This is a genomic window from uncultured Porphyromonas sp. (assembly GCF_900541275.1).
Classification (GTDB): domain Bacteria; phylum Bacteroidota; class Bacteroidia; order Bacteroidales; family Porphyromonadaceae; genus Porphyromonas_A.
Genome location: NZ_UQJH01000001.1, coordinates 68,511 through 93,939 on the forward strand (window position 1 = coordinate 68,511; position 25,429 = coordinate 93,939).

General features: G+C 55.9%; 19 protein-coding genes and 1 CRISPR repeat array. Of the genes, 1 reads left to right on the forward strand and 18 read right to left on the reverse strand.

Annotation, left to right across the window (positions count from 1 at the left end; genetic code table 11):
* Window positions 1–4: 4 nt before the first annotated feature.
* The 5 genes from QZR17_RS00260 to folP are packed head-to-tail and all read right to left on the reverse strand — an operon-like array spanning window position 5 to window position 7,037.
* Window positions 5–2,203, reverse strand: coding sequence for a TonB-dependent receptor (locus tag QZR17_RS00260; protein ID WP_297126228.1), 2,199 nt, complete (start codon window positions 2,201–2,203; stop codon window positions 5–7).
* Window positions 2,200–4,629 (reverse strand): DUF5686 family protein, encoded by a 2,430-nt coding sequence (locus QZR17_RS00265; protein ID WP_297126231.1) that lies wholly within the window; start codon window positions 4,627–4,629, stop codon window positions 2,200–2,202. Before QZR17_RS00265 ends, QZR17_RS00260 begins: the two co-directional genes overlap by 4 nt.
* Window positions 4,630–4,657: 28 nt before the next feature.
* On the reverse strand, window positions 4,658–5,272 hold the full coding sequence (locus QZR17_RS00270) for a nitroreductase family protein (RefSeq protein ID WP_297126234.1): 615 nt from the start codon (window positions 5,270–5,272) through the stop codon (window positions 4,658–4,660).
* A gap of 38 nt (window positions 5,273–5,310) precedes the next feature.
* Window positions 5,311–6,129, reverse strand: coding sequence for a diadenylate cyclase CdaA (cdaA, locus tag QZR17_RS00275; protein WP_296158653.1), 819 nt, complete (start codon window positions 6,127–6,129; stop codon window positions 5,311–5,313).
* Between the two features lie 20 nt (window positions 6,130–6,149).
* Window positions 6,150–7,037 carry a dihydropteroate synthase gene (gene folP / locus QZR17_RS00280; protein WP_297126237.1) on the reverse strand — a complete coding sequence of 296 codons (888 nt, stop codon included), beginning with the start codon at window positions 7,035–7,037 and terminating at the stop codon, window positions 6,150–6,152.
* A 206-nt stretch (window positions 7,038–7,243) separates the two neighbouring features.
* Here folP and QZR17_RS00285 point away from each other — a divergent pair, with 206 nt between their 5' ends.
* Window positions 7,244–8,002 carry an ADP-ribosylglycohydrolase family protein gene (locus QZR17_RS00285; RefSeq protein WP_297126240.1) on the forward strand — a complete coding sequence of 253 codons (759 nt, stop codon included), beginning with the start codon at window positions 7,244–7,246 and terminating at the stop codon, window positions 8,000–8,002.
* Between the two features lie 21 nt (window positions 8,003–8,023).
* Here the strand turns inward: QZR17_RS00285 and bioD are convergent, their stop codons facing one another.
* The 13 genes from bioD to QZR17_RS00350 form a co-directional block, all read right to left on the reverse strand.
* Complete coding sequence (gene bioD, locus QZR17_RS00290; protein ID WP_297126243.1) at window positions 8,024–8,680, reverse strand: dethiobiotin synthase; 657 nt, start codon at window positions 8,678–8,680, stop codon at window positions 8,024–8,026.
* A gap of 3 nt (window positions 8,681–8,683) precedes the next feature.
* A complete protein-coding gene (locus QZR17_RS00295; RefSeq protein ID WP_297126246.1) occupies window positions 8,684–9,466 on the reverse strand; it encodes a methyltransferase domain-containing protein in 783 nt (260 codons plus the stop codon).
* On the reverse strand, window positions 9,442–10,110 hold the full coding sequence (locus QZR17_RS00300) for a pimeloyl-ACP methyl esterase BioG family protein (RefSeq protein WP_297126249.1): 669 nt from the start codon (window positions 10,108–10,110) through the stop codon (window positions 9,442–9,444). Before QZR17_RS00300 ends, QZR17_RS00295 begins: the two co-directional genes overlap by 25 nt.
* Window positions 10,101–11,234 (reverse strand): 8-amino-7-oxononanoate synthase, encoded by a 1,134-nt coding sequence (locus QZR17_RS00305; RefSeq protein ID WP_297126253.1) that lies wholly within the window; start codon window positions 11,232–11,234, stop codon window positions 10,101–10,103. The genes QZR17_RS00300 and QZR17_RS00305 overlap by 10 nt, the downstream gene beginning before the upstream one ends.
* The gene (gene bioA / locus QZR17_RS00310) at window positions 11,234–12,523 is read right to left on the reverse strand and encodes an adenosylmethionine--8-amino-7-oxononanoate transaminase (protein ID WP_297126256.1); all 1,290 of its coding nucleotides are present in this window, start codon (window positions 12,521–12,523) and stop codon (window positions 11,234–11,236) included. Before bioA ends, QZR17_RS00305 begins: the two co-directional genes overlap by 1 nt.
* Window positions 12,524–12,865: 342 nt before the next feature.
* Window positions 12,866–14,895: a CRISPR direct-repeat array (repeat unit 32 nt; unit sequence GTTTCAATTCACGCACCCGCGAGGGGTGCGAC).
* A gap of 186 nt (window positions 14,896–15,081) precedes the next feature.
* Window positions 15,082–15,372, reverse strand: a complete 291-nt coding sequence (cas2, locus tag QZR17_RS00315) for a CRISPR-associated endonuclease Cas2 (protein WP_297126259.1) — start codon at window positions 15,370–15,372, stop codon at window positions 15,082–15,084.
* Between the two features lie 4 nt (window positions 15,373–15,376).
* Window positions 15,377–16,405, reverse strand: a complete 1,029-nt coding sequence (gene cas1c, locus QZR17_RS00320) for a type I-C CRISPR-associated endonuclease Cas1c (protein ID WP_297126262.1) — start codon at window positions 16,403–16,405, stop codon at window positions 15,377–15,379.
* Window positions 16,402–17,085, reverse strand: a complete 684-nt coding sequence (cas4, locus tag QZR17_RS00325; protein WP_297126265.1) for a CRISPR-associated protein Cas4 — start codon at window positions 17,083–17,085, stop codon at window positions 16,402–16,404. Before cas4 ends, cas1c begins: the two co-directional genes overlap by 4 nt.
* Window positions 17,086–17,323: 238 nt before the next feature.
* Entirely contained in the window at window positions 17,324–18,229 is a 906-nt protein-coding gene (gene cas7c / locus QZR17_RS00330) for a type I-C CRISPR-associated protein Cas7/Csd2 (protein ID WP_297126267.1), read from the reverse strand.
* A gap of 5 nt (window positions 18,230–18,234) precedes the next feature.
* The gene (gene cas8c, locus QZR17_RS00335; protein WP_297126270.1) at window positions 18,235–20,088 is read right to left on the reverse strand and encodes a type I-C CRISPR-associated protein Cas8c/Csd1; all 1,854 of its coding nucleotides are present in this window, start codon (window positions 20,086–20,088) and stop codon (window positions 18,235–18,237) included.
* The gene (cas5c, locus tag QZR17_RS00340) at window positions 20,085–20,786 is read right to left on the reverse strand and encodes a type I-C CRISPR-associated protein Cas5c (protein WP_296158933.1); all 702 of its coding nucleotides are present in this window, start codon (window positions 20,784–20,786) and stop codon (window positions 20,085–20,087) included. The genes cas8c and cas5c overlap by 4 nt, the downstream gene beginning before the upstream one ends.
* Window positions 20,787–20,817: 31 nt before the next feature.
* Entirely contained in the window at window positions 20,818–23,100 is a 2,283-nt protein-coding gene (cas3, locus tag QZR17_RS00345; RefSeq protein ID WP_297126273.1) for a CRISPR-associated helicase Cas3', read from the reverse strand.
* A gap of 229 nt (window positions 23,101–23,329) precedes the next feature.
* Complete coding sequence (locus tag QZR17_RS00350) at window positions 23,330–25,375, reverse strand: M13 family metallopeptidase (protein ID WP_297126276.1); 2,046 nt, start codon at window positions 25,373–25,375, stop codon at window positions 23,330–23,332.
* Window positions 25,376–25,429: the final 54 nt, after the last annotated feature.

Consider the following 25,429-nt stretch of genomic DNA (forward strand, 5'->3'; position numbering starts at 1 on the left):
AAGATCAGTCGGGAAGTGTGTAGCTAAAGCCTATCGTCAGTCTCGGTCCCTCGTAGGCGAGCTGATAGAGGAAGTCTCCGGACCCTTGGTAGAGCTTTGTAGGAGTATTCAGTAGGTTGTCTCCACGGAAAATGAACGAGAAGTGAGCAGACAGCTTGGCGTGAGCCTCCGCGGACAGGCGTAGGGATGAGCTCTCATAGAGATCATCGAGGGCACTCTCACCCACACTGACGCACCTATCTGAGGCGTAGTCGCCAGTGATCGTCACCCCCCATAGCTCGGTGGAGTAGTCTATGGCACTACTGAGGCGATGGTGCCCGATGCCGGACAGGGGGATCCGCGCTCTATGGGCATGCTGCAGGGTCTCCACGGACGAAGAGTCCGACCCGATCAGTCGATACTCCATCCTCACGCCGATCGGCCTTAGCAGCGGCGAGGAGAGGTAGCTGAGTCTGTAGCTCGCCTCAATGGTCAGCCCGAGAGCCTGAGCAAAGGGCGCATTACCCATTGTCTCCAGCGACCAGTGCCCATCCGTGGGTACAGCACTCTTTTGCCGAGGGATCACCTCACTGAAGTCTTCCTGAGTGAAGTCGGGGTCCACATATCTATAGAGGTAGTCCCGTGATCCGATCCAGTCAAGCGAGGCAGAGAGATGGTTCCCCTCCCACTCCCTGCGGACCTCGGCGCTGGCTGACAGCCGATACTCGGGTCGCAGTCCCCTTCGTCCCATCTCCACGGTGTGATCGGTACTCGAGTGCTTGTTGTAGGGGATCATCCCCCTGTAGGAAGGCAACACCTGCTCGGTGGACAGGGAGAGAAAGGAGAGCCATCCGCTCTCGGTCTTGTAGTCAAGGGTGAGGTAGGGCAGGAGAGCAAAGTAGTGAATGGAGCCGGAGACATCCTCGTCTGCTCTATTCTCTACTACCGTGTGACAGAGAAAGCTAAGTCGATAGCCCCTGATGCTACTACCGAGCGTCAAGGAGAGCCGATCGGGGAGCAGCTCTCGTCGCCACTCGATCAGACCATCAGCCTGCTCCGTCACTACGTCAAAGCTGGCTGGGAGGTAGCTGGGGATATTGGGGGTGCGAGAGAAGCTCTGCTCATCCCACGTGTCTAAGTCGTGTACATATCGGTGGTCGACTAGGGGACCGAGGCTGTAGAGTACCCCTCTTTCGCCGAGGTAGGAGGCATCGGTGAGATCTCGCTTGGGCATCGAGGCGAAGGTGGGGAAGTGAGCACCGAGCAGCGGATAGACCTTATCTGACGCGTCGCTCTCTGAGGCCTCCAGGCGTCTACCGGAGAGGTGCAGGGTGAGCTGCCCCCCTGACACTTCGGCATTAAGCTTTGCCTTAGCGCCATAGCTCCTCTCCCCGAGGTGTGTGCTTTTCTCACTGATCTTGCGGAAGCCATACGACCGCTCGCTTACCTCATCATACGATAGGTGTGGCAGGTGCCCCTCTCCGATCTCCGTCCTGATCTCAGTATCCGGCAGGTGATGTGCAACCACCCGCTCATTGGGACAGTCCTCTTCATGGCGCTGATGGTCGATCGACCAAGAGAGATGCGCAGTAGAGCTTGGCAGTCGGTGGTCACCGGAGAGAGTCAGCGCACCGGTCACTTTTTGCTTCAGTCGCGCGCCCTCCCAGCTGGGGAATCGACCCGACAGAGCTCCTCCGGCTCGGGTTAGTCGCTCCAATTCTCCTGAGTAAGTGGTATGACCCTCAGCCTCCAGAGGGACGATATTATTAATCCCGAGGTGGTATCGCTGATCCCAGGTGTCCTGTAGCTTGAGTGTGCCACTGAGGTGGATCCGATCCCGCTCTGAGATGACCCAGCGGAGATCACTCCCGGCACTAAGTCCCATTCGGCGGCTGACAGTCTGCCTCAGCTGATAGTTCCCGATATAGCGCCCCGGCAACCCCGTTACCCAGGTTGCTCTCATCTCGTCATCGGTCTGCTTACCATCCTGGTATGTGAGGTGGTAGCCCACTTGGAGCCTTGGGGTAAAAAGGGTGTTACTGCCCCGGAGGCTGACCTCGCCCATAGGATGCAGCCGAGGGGCGATGATGCCTCCTGTGGCGGAGAGACTGAGTCGAGTCGCCTCCTGCGCCGTAAGGGCTAGAGAAAGTGCGAGAGAGAGGAGGACAGTGCCGATGAGTCTGCAGAGAGCGTGCTCCATTTCCCTAAGTATACGTCTTGTCAAAAGTCGACTCGGAGTGTGCCACGTACCGCCCAGGGCGATCCCTGACTGTAGGCCCCCGGAGCGGTCAGACGGCGGTAGACATCGATGCGACCCAGCTTCAGGATATTCTCCAGCCCGAAGCCGAGCTCCACATAGCTCTGGTGGCGCATCTCTGTGGCTATCGTGGGAAGGATGAAAATGTCTGTCGCATGGGCTTGCTGATTGAGCTTCGATGTGTTGCCGTAGAGGTAATTAATGCTCCACACACCCCTTAGGCTTAGCTTATTCAGCAGGGGGATCCTATTCAGGATCAGCCCCCTCATATGCCACTGCGCAAAGAGCGTTGCCCACTCGTCTGCTACATACTCCAGCGGGTAGAGGATCTTAAATGCATTGTCGTGCAGGGTGAAGCCACGATTGGTCGGTGGTATGTAGAGGAGGGGGAAGGGGACTGTATTCCAGAGCTTCCCCACCGTCACTTGGTAGTCCATACGACCCCAGATGCCCATCGGCAGGCGCTGCTCCAGACGGATCTCCGTCCGGTGCCTGAGGTACTCCCCCCCGAGGACCCGCGCGGCAGTCTCGTGCTTGAGGAAGAGCACCGGGTACTCCCGCTTGATCAGATCCCTGAAGGGTGAGTGGCGCTCCATCGAGCCGGGACGGATGCGCTCTCCCGGTGCCCAGCGAACCTCCACACCGGCAGCGGCATCGGTGATGGACCACTGGCGTAGCAGGTCTCCATCCCGCTGAACCTTGAGGTACGGGAAGCCGTGCTCCGCCGGAGTATCGGTCACATGCTGCAGGTAGACACGGAGCGACAGCGTGGAGCCGTAGTCGTGGATGTACTGTATCTGCCAGATATTCCGATAGGACCGATTGGTGAGATAGGTGGTGCCAAAGTGGTAGTAGGTATTATCCTGCGGGTCGGTCGCATAGAGCTGACCAGGGGTAAAGAGGTCGTGGCTATAAGAGAATTGCAGCTCGTCCCTCGGAAACTCCTCCCGAAAGTACCCCTTAGGGAGAAATGACCAGATGACGGATAGGGAGTGCTTCAGCTCGTGATCCCTTAAGCCATAGGCGAGGTATCCCTCGAGGAAGAAGCGTGAGGAGATAAAGCCCGTTGTCCTCCCCCCAAGTCGTAGGCGGTTGCCCTCCACCTCATTGAATCCTATCATCTTAGTGATCGGACCAATGTCGAAGTAGCTCCCTCCGAAGAGTTTGTCTCTGTCGTATCGCGTCCTGATGTACCCGAGTGATATCATATCCGCTGCATCTAAGAGGAAGCGGTAGATAGGGATCGCCTTGACCTCAGCAAGGAAGTCCTTGAGCCCTTGGTCTGAGGCGAGCATCCGCTCCGTCTCAGGTCGGTATCGAACTGCCGTGGTGTCGGATGAGAGGTCAGTGATGGCCTGAGGTGCTGTGAAGAGGAGAGTGTCTGATCGAGCTATCGGCGTCCCCGGGGTGACCACCTCTCGACTACCGTAGTGTCTCGTCTGCTCCACATAGAGGGAGAGCAGGCGCCAGTAGAGCCGGAAGGAGAGGCTGAGGGTCTCCTCACTCACCTGTCTCTTGTCCGGCTGAGCGGGATCGTACTCCTGAGTAATCGATAGTGCATCGACGAAATTGAGGTTGGTGGACTGAGGGACGATGAGTTCGCTCCTCAGTAAGCGTGGTGGATCCGTGACGGTGAAGTAGAGATGCCCTCGGAAGGTGGGGTCGCTCGGCACGAAGGGGAAGAAGGTGACCGTCTGCGCCACCTGCCCACGCATAATGAGCGTATCGGTGAGGTAGTACTTATACTGGCTTAGTCCATCGGAGCTAAGGGGGCTGGCAAAGTGCGTCTGCAGTAGTCGGACGTCCTTGCCATAGAGATCCACCTCGGGGAAGAGATCCTCGATTGCCACGGTCATCGTCCCATCATCGAGGGTCTGGTCCAGCCCGGTGTGACGTGAGTATCGGATCACCTCCCGCCACTTTTTGTCCTCCGTATTGTATCCGTAGTCGGAGATCCGATCTCTTATGGAGAGGGGGAGCACCCACTTTCCATCGAGCCGGGAGCGAGTAACGTACTTGGGGAAAAAGGGGAAGAGCGTATTGAGCCACTTTGCTTTTAGATCAAAATTGGCAAGCGAGAGAGTCAGCCGATCGGCCCCTCGGAGGTGATAGCTGTAGTCAATGCTGTCCCGCCTATTACGCTCACTCTCCATTGCATCCAGCACGAGGGTGATCGCCGGATTATCCTCCTTGCTGTACTTCCCACGGGGGGTCTCGATGGTGATGTTGGGTATGGTGTATGAGAGTGGCACTGAGTCCTGCTTTGTGATGGGGAGGCTGTCTCTCGAAGCGGGGTAGTCCCCGTGCGCCGCCACTGTCCCCGCAGAGAGGAGTGGTGGCACAAGCGTGGCGATAAGCATCACCACAAGGACTATGACTATCCCCCTTTGCATGATGGACTATGTACCAGGCGGACTCGGTCTATTCGGAGACCACCCGAAGGGTCTTCGAGAGGGGCTCTTTCTCTTTCTCCTCCCCGGTGTCGCTATTCATCCCACCGAAGACCAGCTCAGCGATGAACCGGTGCTCCGATGGCACTCCCGCATCCTCTCGCACTCGATCGTCATCGAGGCCGGTGTAGTGCTGGAGATTAGCACCGAAGCCTAGTCCGACTAGTCCGAGCCAAGCAGCATACTGGTGTGAACCCTGCACCTGCTCCGCCCAGAGGGGAAAGTTGTGAGCATAGGTGGGGAAGCGCTCCTGCAGCGATTTGGTCACCAGTTCGTCGTCAAAGAAAAGCACCGTCCCCGCTGCATTACGAAACCCTTGGATCTTATCCGCAGTGCCATCGGCATACTTTTCCTCGCCTATCTTATCTATCAGGAGGGACTTGATCAGGTCCCAGTGGCGGTGGTGTGCCGGACCGGTGAGGAGGACCATACGGACCGGTTGGGAATTGAAGGCTGAGGGTGTGGTGAGGAGAATGCTCCCCAGCAGCTCCTCGACCTTTTCTATCCCGGCCGGGAGGGAGCTATTGAGGTCGTACTGAGAGTGTCGGGTGAGGATAGGCCCCTCGCTCTGTATAAATCCTTTCATTTCTTTTTTTTCAAAGACGTTATTAACCAAATCTACTATCACGCCGTCGGGGCCAGTATGGGTCCGATGGTGGAGAGATCGGAGAAGTCTGAGGAGAGGAAGCGGCGTAGCCCATCGGAGTCTACCTGGCGAACGATCTCTCCGCGATAGGCTATGGTGATCTCGCCGCGCTCCTCACTGACGATGATGACCCGGGCATCAGACTGCTGGCTTACTCCTAGACCGGAGCGGTGGCGGAGTCCCATCTCCTTTGGTAGGGAGCTCCCGTGTGCGACAGGTAGGATGCAGGCTGCGGCAAGGATGCGCCGGTCGCGGATGATCATTGCCCCATCGTGGAGCGGAGAGCCCTCATAGAATATGTTTTCAAGGAGTCGCGAATTGACGTCCGCATTCAGCAGCTCACCGGTGTGTGCAATCGGTGTTAGGTCGACGTTATTCTCGATGACGATCAGCGCACCCACCTTTTTCTTTGCCATACGGAGGCAGGCAAAGGTCATCATCGCGATGTACGAGGCCTCTTGCTGCTTGGCCTGGTCGCGCTTGCGCTGCCGGAAGATCTTCTCCGGGGAGAGCCACTTATTCGTCGATCCCAGCAGAGTGAGGAAGCGCCGTATGTCGTCCTGAAAGAGGATCACCAGCACCAGCAGCCCCATTCCCATCATGTAGTCCATGATCCGCCCCATGAGGCGCATGCTGAGGATGCGGGAAAAGAGCACCCACATCATCACAAAAGTGATGATACCCACGAGGAGCGTGCTATTGCCCCCCTTGCGGAGCGCCCTGAAGAGGTAGTAGAGTAGGACGCTAAAGAGAAGTATGTCGAGTACGTCGACGATATTAAAGGACAACCACTCCATAATAGTATATAGGATGCTACTTAGTCGACCGGCTTGGCATCCTCGGTGGTGAGCCGGCGGAGTTCCTGATACATACGGACGCACTCTACGCACTCCCGCACATCATGTACCCGCAGAATGTGTGCGCCATGGAGGAGGGAGTAGGTATTGAGGAAGGTGGTACCATTGAGTGCCTCGAAGGGGGTGTGACCAAAGAGCTTATAGATCATACTCTTCCGGCTGATGCCCACAAGGAGCGGGTAGCCAAGGTCGATCCACTTGTCGAGATCAGCCATCATCTCCCAGTTTTGCTCCGTATTCTTTGAGAAGCCAAATCCCGGGTCCAGGATGATATTCTCATCCCTCATACCCAGCTCCCGAGCTTTTTGCAGCTGACCGAGGAGCTCCTCTATAGCCCCGTCAGCGACACGACCATCGTAGTGAAGCAGCTTCTGCATAGTCTTGGGCGTCCCCCTCATGTGCATCAGGATATAGGGAACGTCAAGCTGTGCCGCTGTCTGGAGCATCTCCGGATCGATCAGACCGCCGGATATATCGTTGATGATATCGGCATCGCCCTCCTCGATACACCTGCGAGCCACCTCTCCGCGGAACGTATCTACGCTCACGATCACGTCGGGGTAGTGACGGCGGATGGCGGTGAGTACCTCACGCAGTCGGCGCCACTCCTCCTCAGGGGAGACATCGTCTGCATCGGGGCGGGAGGAGTAGCCTCCCACGTCGATGATCTTGGCACCCTCAGCGATGATCTTGTCAATACGCTCCTCGACAGCTTCCTCCCCTTGGATGCGGCTCCCGGCATAGAAGGAGTCTGGCGTATGATTGAGGATGCCCATAACGACAGGCTCCTCAGTGAGATCAAGGACTTGTCCCCTGACACGTAGTGTGCAGTGCTGATCGGACTTCATGATAGGTGGGTTTGTTAGTTAACTTATGACTAAGGGGCGACCTCTTGTGTCGCTCACAGAGCAAATCTAACTCTTTCCGCTCGGCTCCACAAGATCAGGCACATTCGCCTATCTGTCCTTTGCTGAAAAATGCTGAGATCGTATAGTTAGGGATTTTCTAAATTAGGATTTTTATTGTATTTTTGGATAAAGGAACACCTTGTATTATGATAGGAGCGATTATTGGAGATGTTGCAGGCTCATCCTATGAGTTTGACAACGATATGGAGCACTACGACCTTGACCTATTCCGCGAAGGGACGACCTTTACCGACGATACGGTCTGCACAATTGCGGTGGCGGATGCGATCCTGCACGGAAAGAGCTATGAGACCTCGCTACTGGAGTGGTGTCATCGATACCCAGGGAGGGGATATGGAGGGCGTTTCCTCGGCTGGCTCCTCTCGGATGCCCCCAAGCCCTATGGGAGCTACGGTAATGGCTCTGCGATGAGAGTGTCGCCGGTGGGGTGGGCATTTGAGAGCGTAGAGAGTACCCGCGCCCAAGCTGAGTGTAGCGCTGAGCCTACACACAATCATCCGGAGGGGATCAAGGGGGCTCAGGTGATCGCCGAGGCGATCTTCCGTCTGAGGTGCGGTGAGTGGGACAAGATCCAGGAGCTCCTAATCACTTCGTATGGAGCTGACTATGAAAGTAATCTGCCAGCAGCGGGTGTCTTCGATGAGACGTGCCAGGGGTGTGTCCCTCTCGCACTGACGATACTGCTTCGATCGACTGACTATGAGGATGCCATACGCTCCGCTATACACTACGGGGGTGACAGCGACACGTTGGCAGCAATTGTCGGCGGGATGGCGGAAGCCTACTATGGCGTGCCGGACGATTTGGTTGAGAAGGCACTCACCTACTTGCCTGATGAGATGTGTCTGGTCTATGAGGACTTCAGGAGCAAGTATATGCAGTAAGATCACCGGGTAGTGCCGGGACTACAGGTCCAGAGGTGGCAGTACCACGAGTGTGGTCTCGGGGTACTGCTTTTGGAGGTAGCCCCTGAGGTACCGCTCTGTCTCCGCAGTGATACGCTCATCGGTCGAGATCCCCTTATTATATACCAGCAGCGGGGTAGGGATGTCTCTATGGGCGAGCGCTTCCATACTCAGGAGTATGTGATTGATGCTTCCCAACTTAGCCGTCCCGACTAGGATACAGGGGAGTCCCTCTTGGGAGATATAGTCGATATTGAGGAAGTCCTCGGTGAGGGGAACCATCAGCCCCCCCGCGCCCTCTATTAGCACCTTGTCATACTCTTTCTCCAGACGATGGGTATTGGCCGTAGCCTTCTCGTACTCCGGCTCCCTGCCGTCTATCGCCAGCGCCATATGCGGTGAACAGGGATAGGAGTAAATGAGGCAGCAGGTAGTCCCGTCGAGATCCTCAGGCAGGAGAGTCCTCCCCTCGATCTGACGGTGAACCGTGATGTCCTCTGAGATGCCGTGATTGCCTGTCTGGATAAGCTTCTGAGTAATCACGCTGACACCATCATCAAGGAGTGCTTTGGAGATGAAACCGGTGGCTACTGTCTTACCAGCGTCGGTATCGACGCCTGAGACGAAGTAGGTGTGGAGGGGAAGTAATTCTTTCATTTCTTATTTTCTCTTTCGCCATCCCGAGCCTCTCAATCCCACGTAGGTGAGGGGTAAGGGGGCTCCAGGAGACAAGTGTAAGTTATTTCGATAGGAGCGCTCCAGCTCTACTATTCGTCGGGGCGTCCAAAGACCACCAGAGGAGAGGCTATTGGTGCCAGTGTCGCGCAGGTGGCGCAGTAGTCGGATAAGGGTGGGAAAGTGGAGCGTCCGGCGCTGCTCGACCAGCCGGATCTCCTCGAAGCCTGTTTCCTCCATAGCTCGCCCGATCTCACGACGAGACGGGTAGCGAAGCCCAGCCCCGCTGACTGCGGTAAGCTCATGTAGGTTGCCGGGCAAGAAAGTACTGAATATTAGCTGTCCACCATCTGCTAAGGCCTTATAAGCCTTGGGGAAGAAAGCGAGCGGATCCTCCCACCACTGGATGCAGGAGGCGGAAGCGACCACATCGCACTCTCCCGGCCAGTCTATGACCTCAGCGTCACCGGGGAAGAAGAGAGCGTTGTCCCCCACCTTCTCTCTCAGAGGGGTCTCCATATCGGGTGAGAGATCGTTGCAGACCAGGTGGCAGTGCGGTAGTCTCGCTCGAAGTAGCCCCGAGAGCAGCCCCGTCCCGCAGCCTATCTCCAGTACAGTCCCGCACTCTATCGGCTCAAGCAGCTGCACCAGTTCCTCAGCTATGCTACGCTGTATCACACCACCAGCCTCGTAAGTCGGTATGCATCTGGAGAAGTGGTTGGCAATATTCTGCTTCTGTGCGGTTAGCAATTGAGTAGGTCTCTCCATGACTTGAAGTGGTTTCCGAAGACCAAGTGTGGTGCTGATGGTAAAGTGGTGACCACGATGCACCTCTCCGTCCAAAATAATCGCTGTCCGGCAGGAGGTATCACTAGGTCCCTCTCACCGATGAGGGCCTTGGTCCATGGTACTCGACAGCTCATAATAGACCCTCCGAGCTTCTCTACTCGTTGTAATTCTTCCCGGTAGGCGAGTGTCCCACGGTGACCCGGCAGGGCGAGGAAGTCTAACGTCTGTTTGCTAGAGAGACACATCTGACGGACGAAGTGGTGATACATCTCTTCATCCAATGACGAAGCCATCTGCCGGTAGTCTGCTTCCCTGATGCCATAGCGGTCGGAGATCAGGGCAGGAGTGCCACAGACGGCAATGGCTCTCTCCGGGGTCGGGTAGCAGTCTCGATAGTACTCTGCTGCCCACACGCCCATACTCCATGCGACGACGTAGAGCCTGCTGTAGTGTGTCAGGTCCGGCCACTGTACGGCGTCTCCGCTATAGTCCGACACCGATACCAGCGTCCACTCAGCGGGTAGCTCCATTCTATCAATGAGTGACAGTGGAGCACCCCAGCCACTGAAGTAGAGGAGGGCAGTCCCCGATGCTGTCCCCCGATGCCTAATCCCTACATCCATCGCTTCATCACCTCCGCTATGTGATCGATCTCCTCGGCATTCATCGCGCTTGTGAGCGATAGCCTGAGACGCTCTGTCCCGGCCGGTACTGTGGGCTTCCTGATCGGTCGTACGTAGAGTCCCTGCCGCCTAAAGTCCTCGGCCGCCTCTGCCACCCGCTCCTCTCCGGGGACGATCAAGCTGATGATCTGACTCTCAGGTGTACGTCCGACCCGACCTCCCAGTCGTCGGATCATCTCCTGCAGGTGCTGACGCCGATCCTCCATTTCTCTTACTTTCCTTAGGAGAAAAAGGGTCCACCCGATCATTATGGGGGGTAAGGCTGTGGTGTAGATCAGAGGTCGAGCCTGTGAGACGAGGAGCTCCCGTAGGCTCTCAGACTGTAGAGAAAAAGCGCCCACTGAGCCGAGTGCCTTCCCCAGAGTACCAAGCATTACATCGACTCCGCTGACGAGCCCCTTCTCCCGGCAGATCCCCAGACCACCTCCTCGGACGCCCACTGAGTGTGCCTCGTCGACGTAAAGACACATAGAGGGAAAGTCTCGCTTCAGTGCTACGATCTCCTCAAGTGGAGCTTCGTCTCCGTCCATACTGTAGACGCTCTCTACCAAGACCCAGATGTGGCGGTACTCACCCTCGTTTCTCTCCAATAAATTTCTCAGCCGGGACAAGTCGTTGTGATCGAAGCGGGAAAATCTACAACCAGATAGTCTCAGCCCCTCCACCATGCTGGCATGGATCTGTCGGTCGGCGAGGAAGAGCGTTTCCCCATCGACGAGTGTGGGGATGATACCGCTATTGGCATCGTAGCCGCTCGTCCACACGAGTGCTGAGGGGACCTGATAGGCTGACGAGAGGTACTGCTCGAGATCATCGTAGGATGGGTCATTGCCTGTCAGCAGACGAGAGGAGGCGCTGCTCATCAGTGGGGAGTACTCCGGTGCCTCTCTGTATTCCTCGACTAGGTCGGGGATCTGCTGAAGTCCGAGGTAGTCGTTGCTGCTTAAGTTGAGCAGCCTCTCTCCGTCCAGCACGAGGTATTTTCCGTCTCTCTCAAAGTGTGGAAGTGTTCTGTATGTGCCACCGGCGATGAGCCTCTGTAGTTTCTCTCTATACTCGATCATCAGTCATACGCTCTGAGTACGTGAGAGAGACCCTCGATGAGTCGATCAAGCTGGTCGTCTGTGATCGCCATAAACTGCGGCTCCAAGTAAACCAATCTTCCGAAAGGTCTCACCCATATGCCTTCCCTCACGAAGTCAGGGATCAGCCGCTCCATATCCACAGGCTCCTTCATCTCCACCACTCCGATCGCCCCTAAGCAGCGCACCTCGCGTACACCACTCAACTCCTGAAGTGGGGTGAGCCCCTCTCTCAGCTTCTGCTCGATATACCGCACACGCCCTCTCCAGTCTTGGCTAAGGAGGAGTTCGATGGAGGCCTTGCTCACGGCGCACGCCATAGGATTGGCCATAAAGGTAGGTCCGTGCATGAAGCAGCCCGCCTCTCCACTGCAAATGGTGTCTGCGATCTCTTGCGTCGTCACCGTGCAGGCGAGGGTCATGTAGCCTCCGGTCATCGCCTTCCCAATCGTAATGATATCGGGCTTGATATCGGTGAAGTAGGTTGCCAGCAGCTCTCCCGTCCTCCCGAAGCCGGTTGCTATCTCGTCGAAGATCAGCAGCAGGTCGTACTCATCACAGAGTGCCCTCAGCCCCTCGAGGTACTTGGGGTGGTAAAAGTACATGCCGCCTGCGCCCTGCACGATTGGCTCCACGATGATCCCAGCTAGCTCATCCCTATGCACCGCGACCAGCTCCCTCATCGGCCTGAGGTCGTCCGGATCCCATTCGGTCCCAAAGGCGCATCTCGGCTGAGGGGCAAAGTAATGAGCCGGCAGGGTGCCACTAAAGAGACTGTGCATACTGGTGACCGGGTCGCAGACAGACATCGCATGCCAAGTATCCCCATGGTATCCTCTGCTTATGGTGGCGAAGTGGGTGTGCCCCCGCCGCCCTCGGGCCAGCTGGTACTGGATCGCCATCTTAAGTGCCACCTCGACCGATACGGAGCCACTATCGGAGTAGAAGAGTCGGTCCATGCCCTCGGGAAGGATCCTCTCGACAAGCAACTTCCCCAGATCCACAGCAGGGCGATGTGTGAAGCCCCCAAACATTATGTGAGCTAAGTGCTCTGCCTGCCCCGTGATGGCGCTCGTGAGGACAGGGTGGCTGTACCCGTGAATCGCACACCACCATGAGCTCATCCCATCGATCAGCTCCCTGCCGTCCTCAAGGGTGATGACACAGCCCTTGGCTGAGACGACAGGATAGGTCTGCTGGGGATGAGTGGTGGAGGTGTAGGGGTGCCAGAGATGGGTTCGGTCCCACTCCAGTAGTTCGTCAGTCGTCATGAGATATTGTGATCATTGCATTGTGGCAGCAAAGGTAACCAATCCCTCCCTCAATTGTCAGCAGAATTCTACCCACCGTTCGAGTGCTCACGGGACCAATTGGTGATCTCAAGACCCTCCACTTCTCCATCCTATGACGGATGCATAGAGCGGGGTAGAAAAAGAGGGGTTAAACCCCCAGAGGCTCTCTGAAGTATCCGTTTTGCTGGCACAATTACTGAGTATGTCACAAGAAAAATGGTCTTACCCATCTCATAGAAGGCACACGAATTACCTCCCAAAAGGGGCAAGACCCCCACCGAATTCTTTACCCCTTTGTCCGCACATCAAGACTTGCTGTGTAATCTAATCCTCGCACCCGCGAGGGGTTCGACAGGTAGTCAAGAGTAAGACGGGCAGAGCGATGCAGTTTCAATTCACGCACCCGCGAGGGGTGCGACTGCACGCTCTCCGATGTGCTCAAGGATGGGGACCTGTTTCAATTCACGCACCCGCGAGGGGTGCGACGAAACCTCTCGGTAGTACCCTACAACCCTTTGTCGTTTCAATTCACGCACCCGCGAGGGGTGCGACTATGACCAAATAAACTACCGATTTGCCTACAATGGTTTCAATTCACGCACCCGCGAGGGGTGCGACCGTCATCTACTCCAAGGGTAATGGCAAGATCCGCGTTTCAATTCACGCACCCGCGAGGGGTGCGACCTCTTCTCCATGAGATGACGCACTCTACAGGTCATGTTTCAATTCACGCACCCGCGAGGGGTGCGACGTAAGCCCTGCGCTGACGTCAGGGCGTGGGCGAAAGTTTCAATTCACGCACCCGCGAGGGGTGCGACTTTCTTTTGTCCTAATGCTTCGCTAATAATATCCGTTTCAATTCACGCACCCGCGAGGGGTGCGACATCAGGTCGACGCTTAACAAGCAGTCTCGCAAGCTCCTGTTTCAATTCACGCACCCGCGAGGGGTGCGACGATCCATCCACTACCACACCTACGACATTGGCGCGTTTCAATTCACGCACCCGCGAGGGGTGCGACCAAGAATTGGCCATTTGATTGCCTCGTAATTGACGTTTCAATTCACGCACCCGCGAGGGGTGCGACGATCCACCGACATCTCCGCCACCATAGAGCCGTCGTTTCAATTCACGCACCCGCGAGGGGTGCGACGCACCAGGCAGGAGCACCCCGCTTTCAAGATCTGGTTTCAATTCACGCACCCGCGAGGGGTGCGACTTGCCCTTGAGGTACCTGTACCGCTTACCTGCTCGTTTCAATTCACGCACCCGCGAGGGGTGCGACATCCACCAGCTCCTCCACTCTCTCAGGGGTGGAGGTTTCAATTCACGCACCCGCGAGGGGTGCGACGGATCAAGAGTAATCCCAATATGGGGGTGTCCGTGTTTCAATTCACGCACCCGCGAGGGGTGCGACATTTCGTTGAGCCAAATCATAGTATTCGATCAGCGTTTCAATTCACGCACCCGCGAGGGGTGCGACTTGAACGAGGAAAAGAAGAATTTAAATGCAGGACGTTTCAATTCACGCACCCGCGAGGGGTGCGACTTTTTTTCCACCCCCCTCCACCTCAATTGGCAGATGTTTCAATTCACGCACCCGCGAGGGGTGCGACGGCACCGTCTCGGAGGTGATCACCGTCTCGGAGGAGTTTCAATTCACGCACCCGCGAGGGGTGCGACGACCGCGAGTCAAAAAAACCTCGCCAAGTGATTGACTGGTTTCAATTCACGCACCCGCGAGGGGTGCGACTCGCTTCTCTAAGGAGGAGTCGGATCATCTATCCGCGTTTCAATTCACGCACCCGCGAGGGGTGCGACAGGTTATCCCGCTCAATTTCTGCCGGCAACTTAATGTTTCAATTCACGCACCCGCGAGGGGTGCGACCAGACGTGCGCCGGCACCCTCCACTCACGTAGGCGGTTTCAATTCACGCACCCGCGAGGGGTGCGACCACCAAAGGGATAGATATAGACACTTCCTATCAAGTTTCAATTCACGCACCCGCGAGGGGTGCGACTGGCTGCTGTGGCGTCTGTCGTGGCATCGCTGGCGTTTCAATTCACGCACCCGCGAGGGGTGCGACATAATACAATCACTTACAACAATTTCACGCTATGTTTCAATTCACGCACCCGCGAGGGGTGCGACTTTAGGGAGATGGAGGCTGATCTTATACAGATCATGTTTCAATTCACGCACCCGCGAGGGGTGCGACCCTCCCACTCGTCACCATCGTCCAGCGAGTACACGTTTCAATTCACGCACCCGCGAGGGGTGCGACTCTACTCCACCTCTCTTGCCAAAGCTGAGAGTGGAGTTTCAATTCACGCACCCGCGAGGGGTGCGACTGCAGGGATGGGGAGGTGGCTGTGGAGCTGCCTCTACAGACCTGCTTTTGCGAAGGTACTCAAATTATCCCTTCTGTCCGGTGCTTCTGGCACCTAAAATCTTATAATCGTATGTCTATGAGCGCTTGCGAGTGCCTCGCTAATAGTTGATCGCTTCACCCTCGCAGCTTACGATCAGCCCTCCGGTCAGATGATCAACTCTCCCTCCGCCTCGTAACTTGTCTTCCTCCCATAGCTCTCTATGTGGGCCTTGTAGTCCTTCCCGAGGTGATAGATCCGCAGGCTATCCCGTGTCTCATCGATGATGTTGACTAACCTCTCTATCAAGACGACCTTCTGAGCCGGGTCTACCAGACACTCAAAGACCGAGTTTTGCACCCTCTGACCATAGTCTTGGCAAGTTTTGGCCACTTGGCGCAGTCTCCTCCGTCCCGCAGCATCTGTGGTGCTGACATCGTATGTGATAAGGATATACATAGGTCTAAGTCATGAGGAAGGCGGGGTAATCATCGATCTCACCTCGCAGATATCTGGCGAGGAGCGTCGCCTGAATGTAGGGCAGCAGGCCGATCGGCATCTTCTCTCCGAGGTAGGGGTGAGTGATCTCTGTGCGCTTACGCTTCTGCCACTCGGTGAGCAGTTCCTTCCGCTTCTCGTCCTTGAGGAGATACCCATTCTCCCCCTGTACGATAAAGTCCCAAGGGGATACCTGTCGGTTGTTGATCAAGGACAGGACAAATCGGTCCACAAGGTAGACCCTCATCTCCTCCATCAGGTCCAGCGCCAGTGCAGGTCTGCCGGGCCTGTCACTATGGAGAAATCCCACATAAGGATCCAGACCAACTGTCTCGAGGGCACTCCTCACGTCGGAGGCGAGGAGGGTGTAGAAAAAGGAGAGCAGGGCATTCACCTCATCCTTAGGCGGTCGCTTGCTCCTCTCGCTAAAGGTAAATCGGTCATTTAGAATGAGATGACGGAAGACCCCAAAGTATAGTCGTGCAGCATTGCCCTCCGCCCCCATGATCGAGTCTCGGGAAGACAGTCGAGGAAGGTCCGATACAGTCTTGCGCAGCTCGCGCAGGACACGACGGACCTCATCGAGCGTCTCTCCCTCAGGCTTGTGGTCTCTGCAGAAGCGCGACAGAGCCGCACGACTATTGTAGACCTTGCCGGCAATGAATCGAGACGCTACGTGCGCAGCGCTCCCTTCATCGTCCGCCACGCGATACTGAGCTCGTCGTAGTAGCACATTTCCCCTTACCGGTCCGGATACGGAGGCGATGAACTGACCGTGAGGGGTCAAGAAAGAGAGGGCTACATGGTTGTCTACACAGAGCTTCATCACCCCTGGTGAGGCGCCCATATAATTGAAGCAGACAATGCTCTCCAGATTCATAATCGGGATCCGGAAGGTTTCCTTGTCTTCCCTAAGGATCACCACATTGAGCCCATCCTTACGGATATAGACGTCAGGTGTGAGGACGTAAAGGGTATTTAGGAGAGGTCTCATGGGAGGTGGAAATGGTGGGTGTGGTAGTAGGTGCGTACATCAGTCCGCTGTGACAGCTCAGGCAGGCAGAGATCGTGGAGCGAGCATCGTCGGCACCTCTGGTCATAGATAGGCGGAGCGGTGCCTCCCACCTCTGTGAGCCGATGCATCTCCCTCACCGTCTCCACCAGCTCCGACCTCAGGGTCTCAGTGAGTGGCACCTCGAGTCGATGCTTGGTCTCTCCATAGTAGAGGTGGCCGGTCGGTATGGTGATGCCATACATCTCCTCCAGGCAGAGAGCCTCAGCGCAGAGCTGCAGCTTGTCTGCGTTGTGTCGCTTGGGTCGGCCTCTCTTGTACTCCACAGGTGTCGCCTGCCATCGACCAGGGTAGCGAGGGTGACGAAGGTAGGTCTCCCCCTCGGTCGGGGTTAGCTCCACGATGTCGGAGACTCCATAGAGCCCAAGCCTATGTGAGACCAGAGGTACACTCCTCAGGGTGATCGTCTCCCCTCTCTGCTGTGGTAGATCGGGGTCGTCAACGCGATGATGGAGGATCTGCCCGAGGGCTGTGAGGTCATTGTCCTGCCACTCCATCTCCATATGGATCAGTTGCCACTGCCGGGGGCAGAAGACATAGTGCTGGATGGCGGAGATCATCAGACAGTCCTCGTCGGAGTAGAGGAAGGTTGGTGAGTGCATTTGGGAACCAAGAGTAATGGACTGTGGCTGAGGGGCAATTCTTTTACCGATATTAGACTTCACTAATACCGGTAAAAGAATCTCCTAATACCGATATTAGACTTCACTAATACCGATATTAGTCTGAACCGGCCAACGGAAAAAATTAGATACCCCCTGCACGATCCTTCCTCGAGTGAGTGGAGATGGGAGTGCGGGGGGTGTCATAGTTGGTCGTCAGTAATTAGTGAAGTGGGCTTTACTTAGCATCTATCTCACGGATCAGAGTGACACCCTCCGGCATATTGCTGTCATCAATAGTCACTCTGTAGTCGGTGAAGGACCTGGGGAGGTCAGTCTGTCTCTCCACCCTGATCCTGTCGAAGAGCTCCTGAGCCGAGGCATTGCCCAGCTTCGATTCGTGACGGAAGATGTAGAGACCTCTCGGTCCCATAAGCCCGCGGGAGGAGGAGCGGTCGACATCAAACATCCGGTGTAATGCCTCCCAGAAGAGTGCCAAGTCGTTCTCAGTAAATCCTGTCTTCTGAGCAAAAGCGGGGGTGACGAAGCCGTGGCAGAGATAAAGTCCGTAGGGTACTGTCGCCTTGCGCCCCATAGTCCGGTTTCCACCGCCATCATCTGCGGATTCGTTTGTCTTAGCCTCCTTGGCGTCGGTAGCTGCCATGCGCGTGATGGTATGCTCGCTGGAGGTGATGGGGTCAATGGACCGAGAGAAGGTCATCTGTACCGCTCCACGGACCTGCCCGGCATTGGCTCCGGTGGTGAGGACGGCGCCGAAGGTGCGGATGTCGTAGTATCGCCGGCACATAATCTCCTGGGACTTCTGACGGTCTTGTGCGTTCTTGGTCTGCTTGTCCTCGGTAACCTGCTTTACCGCATCTGCGATGGCGTCATTGAGGATCGCATTTTCCATCACAAAGATGTCGTGTGTGCCGTCTCTCAGCTCCTCACGCTCCTCGGAGGCAAGGAGGACATAGTTTCGGACCTTGCGCTTTAGGCAGACGTCGGTGACCAGCCCGTGACCCGTCTCGATGTCGATTCGAGGGAGGTTGCCGGTGTCGGGGTCACCATTGGGGTTGCCGTCCGTGACGTCAAAGAGGTAGACGAAGTCGTACCTGTTTTTTACTGGTTCTTTCGTTGACATAATGATTAGTCTTCTGATGAGTTATTATCTATTGCTTCTTTTTCTTCCTTGGATGAGTAGTGGTACTGCTTCTGGTGGTAGTAGCCGAGGCTGAAGAATCCCTGCTCCCCCAGTGTGAAGTGGGTGGGATAGGGGGACTCATCTCCACCCAGCAGCGCCGTGATCTCGTCCAGCTGCTTGGCACAGCTATTGTAGAGCTTGGGATTATCACGCTTCGCCTTCTTCTGGTGGTGTATGGAGAGCCTGATGAGGTAAGGGAAGACAGCTGCAGGCGAGGTCATAGCGTTGCCGAAGTAGCTGTCGGTGATGGTCGCCTTACTATTGGCGATCTGCTGGAGAGACTCGAGTACGGCGAAGAGCCGTCCGGCGAGATATCCCTTGTTGGTTTGGTTTTTGTCGAGTGACATGGTGATGATATTTTCTTCTGTATGATGCTTGTACCGGTAGTCTCTATTGATGTAGCCCTTGATGTAGGCAGCACGTAGCTCGGAGACGTTTCGCTCAGCCTTGATGCGCTGTAGGCAGGAGGTGTAGAGGTCCGTCGGGTAGGGCGCTCCGGTGGTGATGCTCCTGACGAGTGCCTCGATGGGGCGCTTGGGCCACTTATCTGCCTTGAGGGCAGCGGGCATGAGTGCCCCTACGAGTGCGTAGAGAGAGGGTATGGCAGGGTCATCGTCCATCCTCTTCACCTCTCTCCCGTAGATCTTGAGGTCCTCGAGGTGCTGGAGGGTATGGGCAAAGATCTCCCGTATCGTCCCCTCAACGAAGAGCTTGACCGATATCCGACCTCTCCCCGGCTCCAGGGCGAGGAGGTAAAAGCGCTCCTCAGAGTCACGCTGTAGTAGTGCATTCTTATCCCCTCTAATGGCTCGAAGGGTGCTCAGCACCTTCTTGCACTTCGCTCGGTCAATCTGTAAGGGAGTTTTCCCCTTGCGCTTGGTAGGCTTCCCCTTCTTGCCGTCTCCCTCCAGAGGAGCTAAAGGCGGGCTAAAAGTGGCCGACCTGAAGTCGCCTGCCAGCTTGTCCTCGTCTGTATGGCTGGTCCAGAAGACATAGGTGATGCCGGCAAGGAAGTAATTGGTGTCCTTGTCCTTACCAAGCAGATCGTTGAGTGCACTGGCGTACCCCTCAGCGGCTTGCGGTGAGACAGGAGCATTGTAGGCCTGAGACTTGCCGTAGGAGTCGTATCCGCTATTGACCTGAAAATTGACGAGCGAGAGTGGCATCCCGCTCAGCTTGATCCCCGGGTGAAGTCTGGAGATGGGACCCTTGCGTCCCGTGATCAGGCAGATAGCCTCCTCACCATCAGTCTGACCAGCGTAGTAGTGAGCACTCTGGTAGTCCCTGAGATCCTGCTCATCGGTGACGAGTCGGTCACTGCCACCGGGGAAGGAAACGAGGAAGGTCATGTTTGCTCCCGGCTTCTTGGTGATGGCAGCTACCTTATCTTCGTCCTGTGTGATCCTGAGGTACTCCTCCTTATCGTAGAAGGCTTTCACCGCTTGGAAGACCGGGTTGGATGGAAACTTCTTGGCAAACTGCCTGACTTGCTCCACAAAGGCATCCATCTGTCTCCTTGACTTTGCGCACTCTTTCTCGCTCTCTTTCTTAGCGAGACCCAGCACGTAGCCATAGTGATCCCAGAAGAGATTGGGAGACACACCGGAGGTCCTAGTCACAGGAGTGGGGATAGTATGAGACTCCCCTTGCTCCTTAGCCCCGTCCTCAAGTCCCTTTACCAGCACCAAGCTCCCAGCCGGGTCGATTACGATGATGAGTGGGATCTCTTTCCTGACAAAGCCGTCCGGCAGCTTCTCCCCCAGCGCTTTGTCCCTCTCGTATAGTGACTGTAGTATCATCGCAGTATCTCTTCGCTATCGGGTTTCGGGACCTCGATCACACCGTGATCCATCCTGGCACGGAAAAACATCGCCTCGGGGCTCTTCGGATTGCTCTCAAAGTCCATGTCATACAGCATCAGCCCGAGATCCCGAGTCTCATCAATGCCCTCGCTGTAAGGGGCATCGGGTATGTAACTGAAGTGGCAACTGAACTCCCGGCACCCTAAGTAGGGCATCGAGAAGCACTGCCCTCTGGAGGCACGTCGCTCAAACATCCCTTGGTATTTGCCGGGGCACTCGGACTGCTTCTCGACCTCGCTCCGTGACTCAAAGTCTCGCCTCGCCTCCTCGGAGCGGTCGGAGACGGGGATGAAGACCTGCCGCGCAAAGATCCTGTACTCTACGTCCCTGAGAATGTAGGAGGTCCTCTGCTGACGGGCTTCCTCGATAAGTATCTCCTTGCCACCGGGTCGTGCCAGAGCTCCCACTTCGTTGCGCTTGACGGAGATGTGTCTGATCGGCTTCCGCACTTCGATGCGGCTCACCTCCCAGCGTAAGGCCGGCTTCCATAGGATGGCTTGGAAGATATTGCGTGCTGCCGAGGGGGTGATCACGTCATAGCTGACGCGCTCCACCTTCAGCTCCGGGCGGGTGAAGCAGGCGAAGTCCCCACTCAGCTCGAGGCAATACTCCTTGGACATTGGTTTTTCTGTCATAGATAGTAATGTTGTGATTAGTGTTATTCTCTTACGCGGTCTGTGTTTCCTCAACCCAGTGGTTGGAGATGACTACTCCGGCTACACTATCGTAGCAGTTGTCGTCCACCAAGACCGAGATGAAGTCTTCGCCCCAAGGGATCTGCTCAATATTGCCGTGACCGAGTAGGGTGGTGTAGTCACCCTGTCGGAGGGAGACGCTGTACTCCTGCATCCGGTGGTAGTCCTCCCGTGAGAGGATCTCATGGTTGCGGATCTTCCTCACGAGCGCCTTGCCCTCCTCCATATAGGGAACGATGACAGGGAAGGTCCCCTTGTCATCGATGAGCTTGAAGCGCTCAGCCGCTGACTCAAAATTAATGTCCTCAGGGTCGTCTGTCAGATCTTTTCCAATCCCCTCTGTGTCGAAGTCTGGGATATCCCTAAAGTACAGGCGGTAATACTTGGCGATCACCTCAGGATCGGTCGGGTCGGCTATTTTATTGGATAGCTTGTGAAGCAGCATCTTGGTTGCATTGCAGCCTCGGGCGATATTGCCAAAGGACTTACTGCCATCAGTGAGGCTAAAGACAAAAACCTGTCCGCGCTGCTCCATTTTTCCCTCACGATTGCACCGGCCGCCCGCCTGTATGATCGAGCCGAGTCCGGAGTGGGCTCTCCAGACGCAGGGGAAGTCGAGGTCAACCCCTGCCTCGATGAGTTGCGTAGAGATGACCTTAGTCGGCTCCCCCTCTCTCATACGCTCCTTGATTGTCTCGATCGCCCTTCGTAGGTGTGTAGAGCACATCGATCGCGAGAGGTGGATCACCTCGTCTGCCTTGACCTTAGGTATATCTCTAAGGGCGCGGTACACTTGACCGGCGTCCTTTCGGCTATTGACAACGCAGAGGACGGAGTGCTCCGCAGCCAGTCTCTCGGCCAGCTCCTGCGAGGTCAACATCTGTGGCTCCAAGTGGTAGTCGACACGGTCAAATGGGGCGAAGTACCTCGCATCTCTTGTCACCAGATCGCCCTTGGTGTCAAGGGGGATGTAGTAGTCTTCCCCATCATTGGGCGAACACAAGTCCTCGTCGTATACCGGCTGAGTGGCACTGCAGCAGAGTATGGAGCAGTGAAATGCCCCGGAGAGCGTACTTATGGCTGAGAGTATGGGACTCAGGAAGCCCTCCGGAAGAGCCTGCACTTCATCCATAACGATGACTGAGTTGGCGATGCTGTGCACCTTTCGACACTTGGCCGGCTTGGAGGCAAAGAGGCTCTCGAAGAACTGGACATTCGTCGTCAGGATGATCGGGGCATCCCAATTCTCCGTGAGGAAACTCAGACGGGACATCTGCTCATCGCTTTTATCATCCTCGCCCTGCTGCTCCACCACGACCTCGGAGTGGTGCTCCAGGATATTCTCTTCGCCAAAGATTTCTCTGAAGACCATTGCTGTCTGAGTGATGATAGAGGTGTATGGGATGACGTAGATGATCCGGTCGTGATGGTTACGGATCGCCATCTCAAGCGCCCACGCCATGGAGGAGATGGTCTTACCCGCCCCGGTGGGGAGCGAGAGGGTGTAGATGCCCGGATCACTCTCTGCACCATGGGTCCGACAGCTCTCTAAGAAGTATGCTCGCGCACGATTGACAGGCGTGTTGGGGGCAGACCTAAAGCTCTCTGTCTTCGCTCTCAGTCGCTCTCGGAGGGTACTTAGTGAAGCGTAGTTGCCCTTTATCCGTAATCTCTCCGCACTGAGATCCGGAGTCATAAATCGCTCGGTGTCCAGTCGGTCGGCGTCCACAAGTGCGGAGAAGAGTATGCGGATCGCCATCTGGAGATCGTCGGGCTCGTCCACATCGTCACAATCGGCCGTCTCGAGATCCTCAACGCTTGTTAGCTTCTCACACGCATCGCACCACCTCTTGTGCTCTCCGTGGCGCAGCCGTCTCTCCATTTCATTATGATCGTAGAGTCCACGATGATGCCCGCTGATGCAGTAGGCAAGAGTCTCTGCAATCATAGGGTCGTCAAATAGTCGCCTTGCCTCAATGGCACCCACTATGGCGTGCGGTGCCTTGGGGGGTACCTTGCCGGATTGGTTAGCTCCGGAGGCAGCGAGGATGTATCTCTGGAAGTCCGGTCGGTACTTTCCGAAGTCGTGAAGTAGACCGGCGTTGTAAGCTAAGTCTTTCAGCCCACAAGAGTCCTCATCCTCGTAGATCAGCTCTCGTGCCAGCCTTGCCACGTTAAGGCAATGCTCCTCAATGCTTTGCTCTACAAAGCATCCTTTTCCCTCTTCCCGGATATGAGCTAAATGTATTTCCATCTATAGCATATTAAAGGTCACTTGATAAATCTACCACTATTTTTGATGCGTGCAAGGATTTTCTTACTCATATTTCATTTGCAGGTTCTATCTGCTTTATTCACATGATCTCATTTGCCCGGATGTGGGTACATGGGATGGTGATGGTGTCAGGCATTAGGAGCGAGAGGGTGCCACGCTTATCGGCGTGACACCCTCTCGCTCCTTTTGATTAATATAGGGGGACGACTTACCAGATCTCCACACGCTCCTCTGGAGCAATGTACATAGAGTCTCCCTCCTGGATACCGAATGCGGTGTAGAAGGTGTCGATGTTCTTCAGAGTCTGATTGACACGGAATTTACCGAGGCTGTGGACGTCTGTCTTCGTGCGACGGATGATCTCCTCAGGACGGATATTCTGTCCCCATACGCGGGCATAGCCGAGGTAGAATCTCTGGTCACGGCTGAGCCCATCGATCTCCGGGTACTCCTTGCCATCGGTGGCCTTGACCATAGCATCGTAGGCGACAAGGAGTCCGCCCTGGTCGGCAATGTTCTCTCCGAGAGTCATCTGACCATTGGCCATCAGCCCGGGCGCTACCTCTACGCGATCAAACTGAGCGGCGAGCTTCTGCGTGGCAGCGTCGAAGGTCTTCCGATCCTCTTCCGTCCACCAATTCTCCATATTGCCCTTAGCGTCGTAGTTGCAGCCTTGGTCGTCAAATCCGTGGGTCATCTCGTGACCGATCACGACGCCGATGGCGCCATAATTGACCGCATCGTCTGCATTGAGATTGAAGAAAGGTGGCTGCAGGATCCCTGCGGGGAAGCAGATCTCGTTGGTTGTCGGATTGTAGTAGGCATTCACCTGATGAGCATTCATCAGCCAACGATCGCGATCGACAGGCTTCTCGAGGTCGGCGGTGTTGCGACGGGTGAGGAAGGTGCCTACTTCCTTGCTGTAGGCATAGAGCGACTCATTGTTGGTATTCAGTTTCTCAAAGGTGAGCCACTTGTCGGGGTAGCCGATCTTGACGGTGAAGGCACCCAGCTTCTCCTGCGCCTTTTCCTTAGTTGCGGCGGTCATCCAAGAGAGGTTGTCGATGCGAGAGCTGAGAGCCGAGACCAGATTATTTACCAGCTCTGTCATACGCTCCTTCGCCTCCGGGGGGAAGTACTTGGCGACATACTGCTTGCCGATCACATCGCCGAGGCAGTTGTCTACGCGGTTGACGCCCAGCTTCCAGAGGGGCTTCATCTCCTCCTTACCGGCGATCGACTTGCCGTGGAGCGCAAAGGCTGCCTCGCGGAAGTCGTTGCTGAGGAGATCGCTGGCACCATCAATGAGCTGTCCCTTGAGGAAAAGCTTCAGATCCTCCAGTGAGGTGGCAGCAAACCACTTGTCGAAGCGGTCGAAGTAGTCCTTCTGTGCGACATTCAGCTCCTTGACCGACTCGTAACCCTCGCGACCATCGATGTAGCGCTTCCAGGGGAAAGTGTGCTGAGCATAGAAGTCCTCGAGAGACATTTTATTGTAATTCCGCTGGCTGTCTCTCAGCTCCACCATCGTGTAGAGGATCTTGGAGAGACCTTTCTCTAAGCCAAAGAGTCGATCAGCCTGTGTCGAAGCCTCCTTCATCCCCACGAGGTCAAAGACGCGGGTAAAGTAGGTGCGGTAGGCCTCCTGATTGCCCTTATAGGCGGCCTCATCAGAGTAGTAGTCCGGGACGCCCATCACGAGTCCCGCCTGATAGAGATTGAGGATATTGACGTCGCTGCACTTCTCGTCCGCAGCGACAAAGGTGTTGAAGAAGGATCCACCGCCCTGGTTGTCAGACTTCGCCATGTAGTCTACGAGCGCATCCTTGTCGGCAAGAGCATCGATCTCTGCGAGGTCATCGAGGATCGGCTTGGCTCCATCGGACTCCAGCTTAGCGGAGTCGGTGCTGAGTGCGTAGAGGAGGTACGCCTTGGCCTCATCCGTGCCCTCTGTGGCGTCCTTCAGGCTCTCGATGATCTCGTGTGCAGCCACCTCAGACTTGAGAGACAGCTCATCGAAAGCGCCAAAGCGAGAGTACTCGGGAGTGAGCGGATGAGCCTTCATCCAGCCACCATTGGCATAGAGGAAGAAATTCTCTCGCGGAGAGACCGTGCGGTCCATGGCGAGCGTGTCGATAGCCGGCACCTGGTCGGCTGCCGCGGTGTCTTCGGTCTTCTTGTTTCCGTCACAGCCGATGGCGCTGACAGCCAGAAGGGCCATCGCCACAGCGGACGGTACAATACCTTTTTTCATACAATGTAGTTATTTGTTGAGTGATTTTATTCTTTGGACAAAGGTAGGAAATTT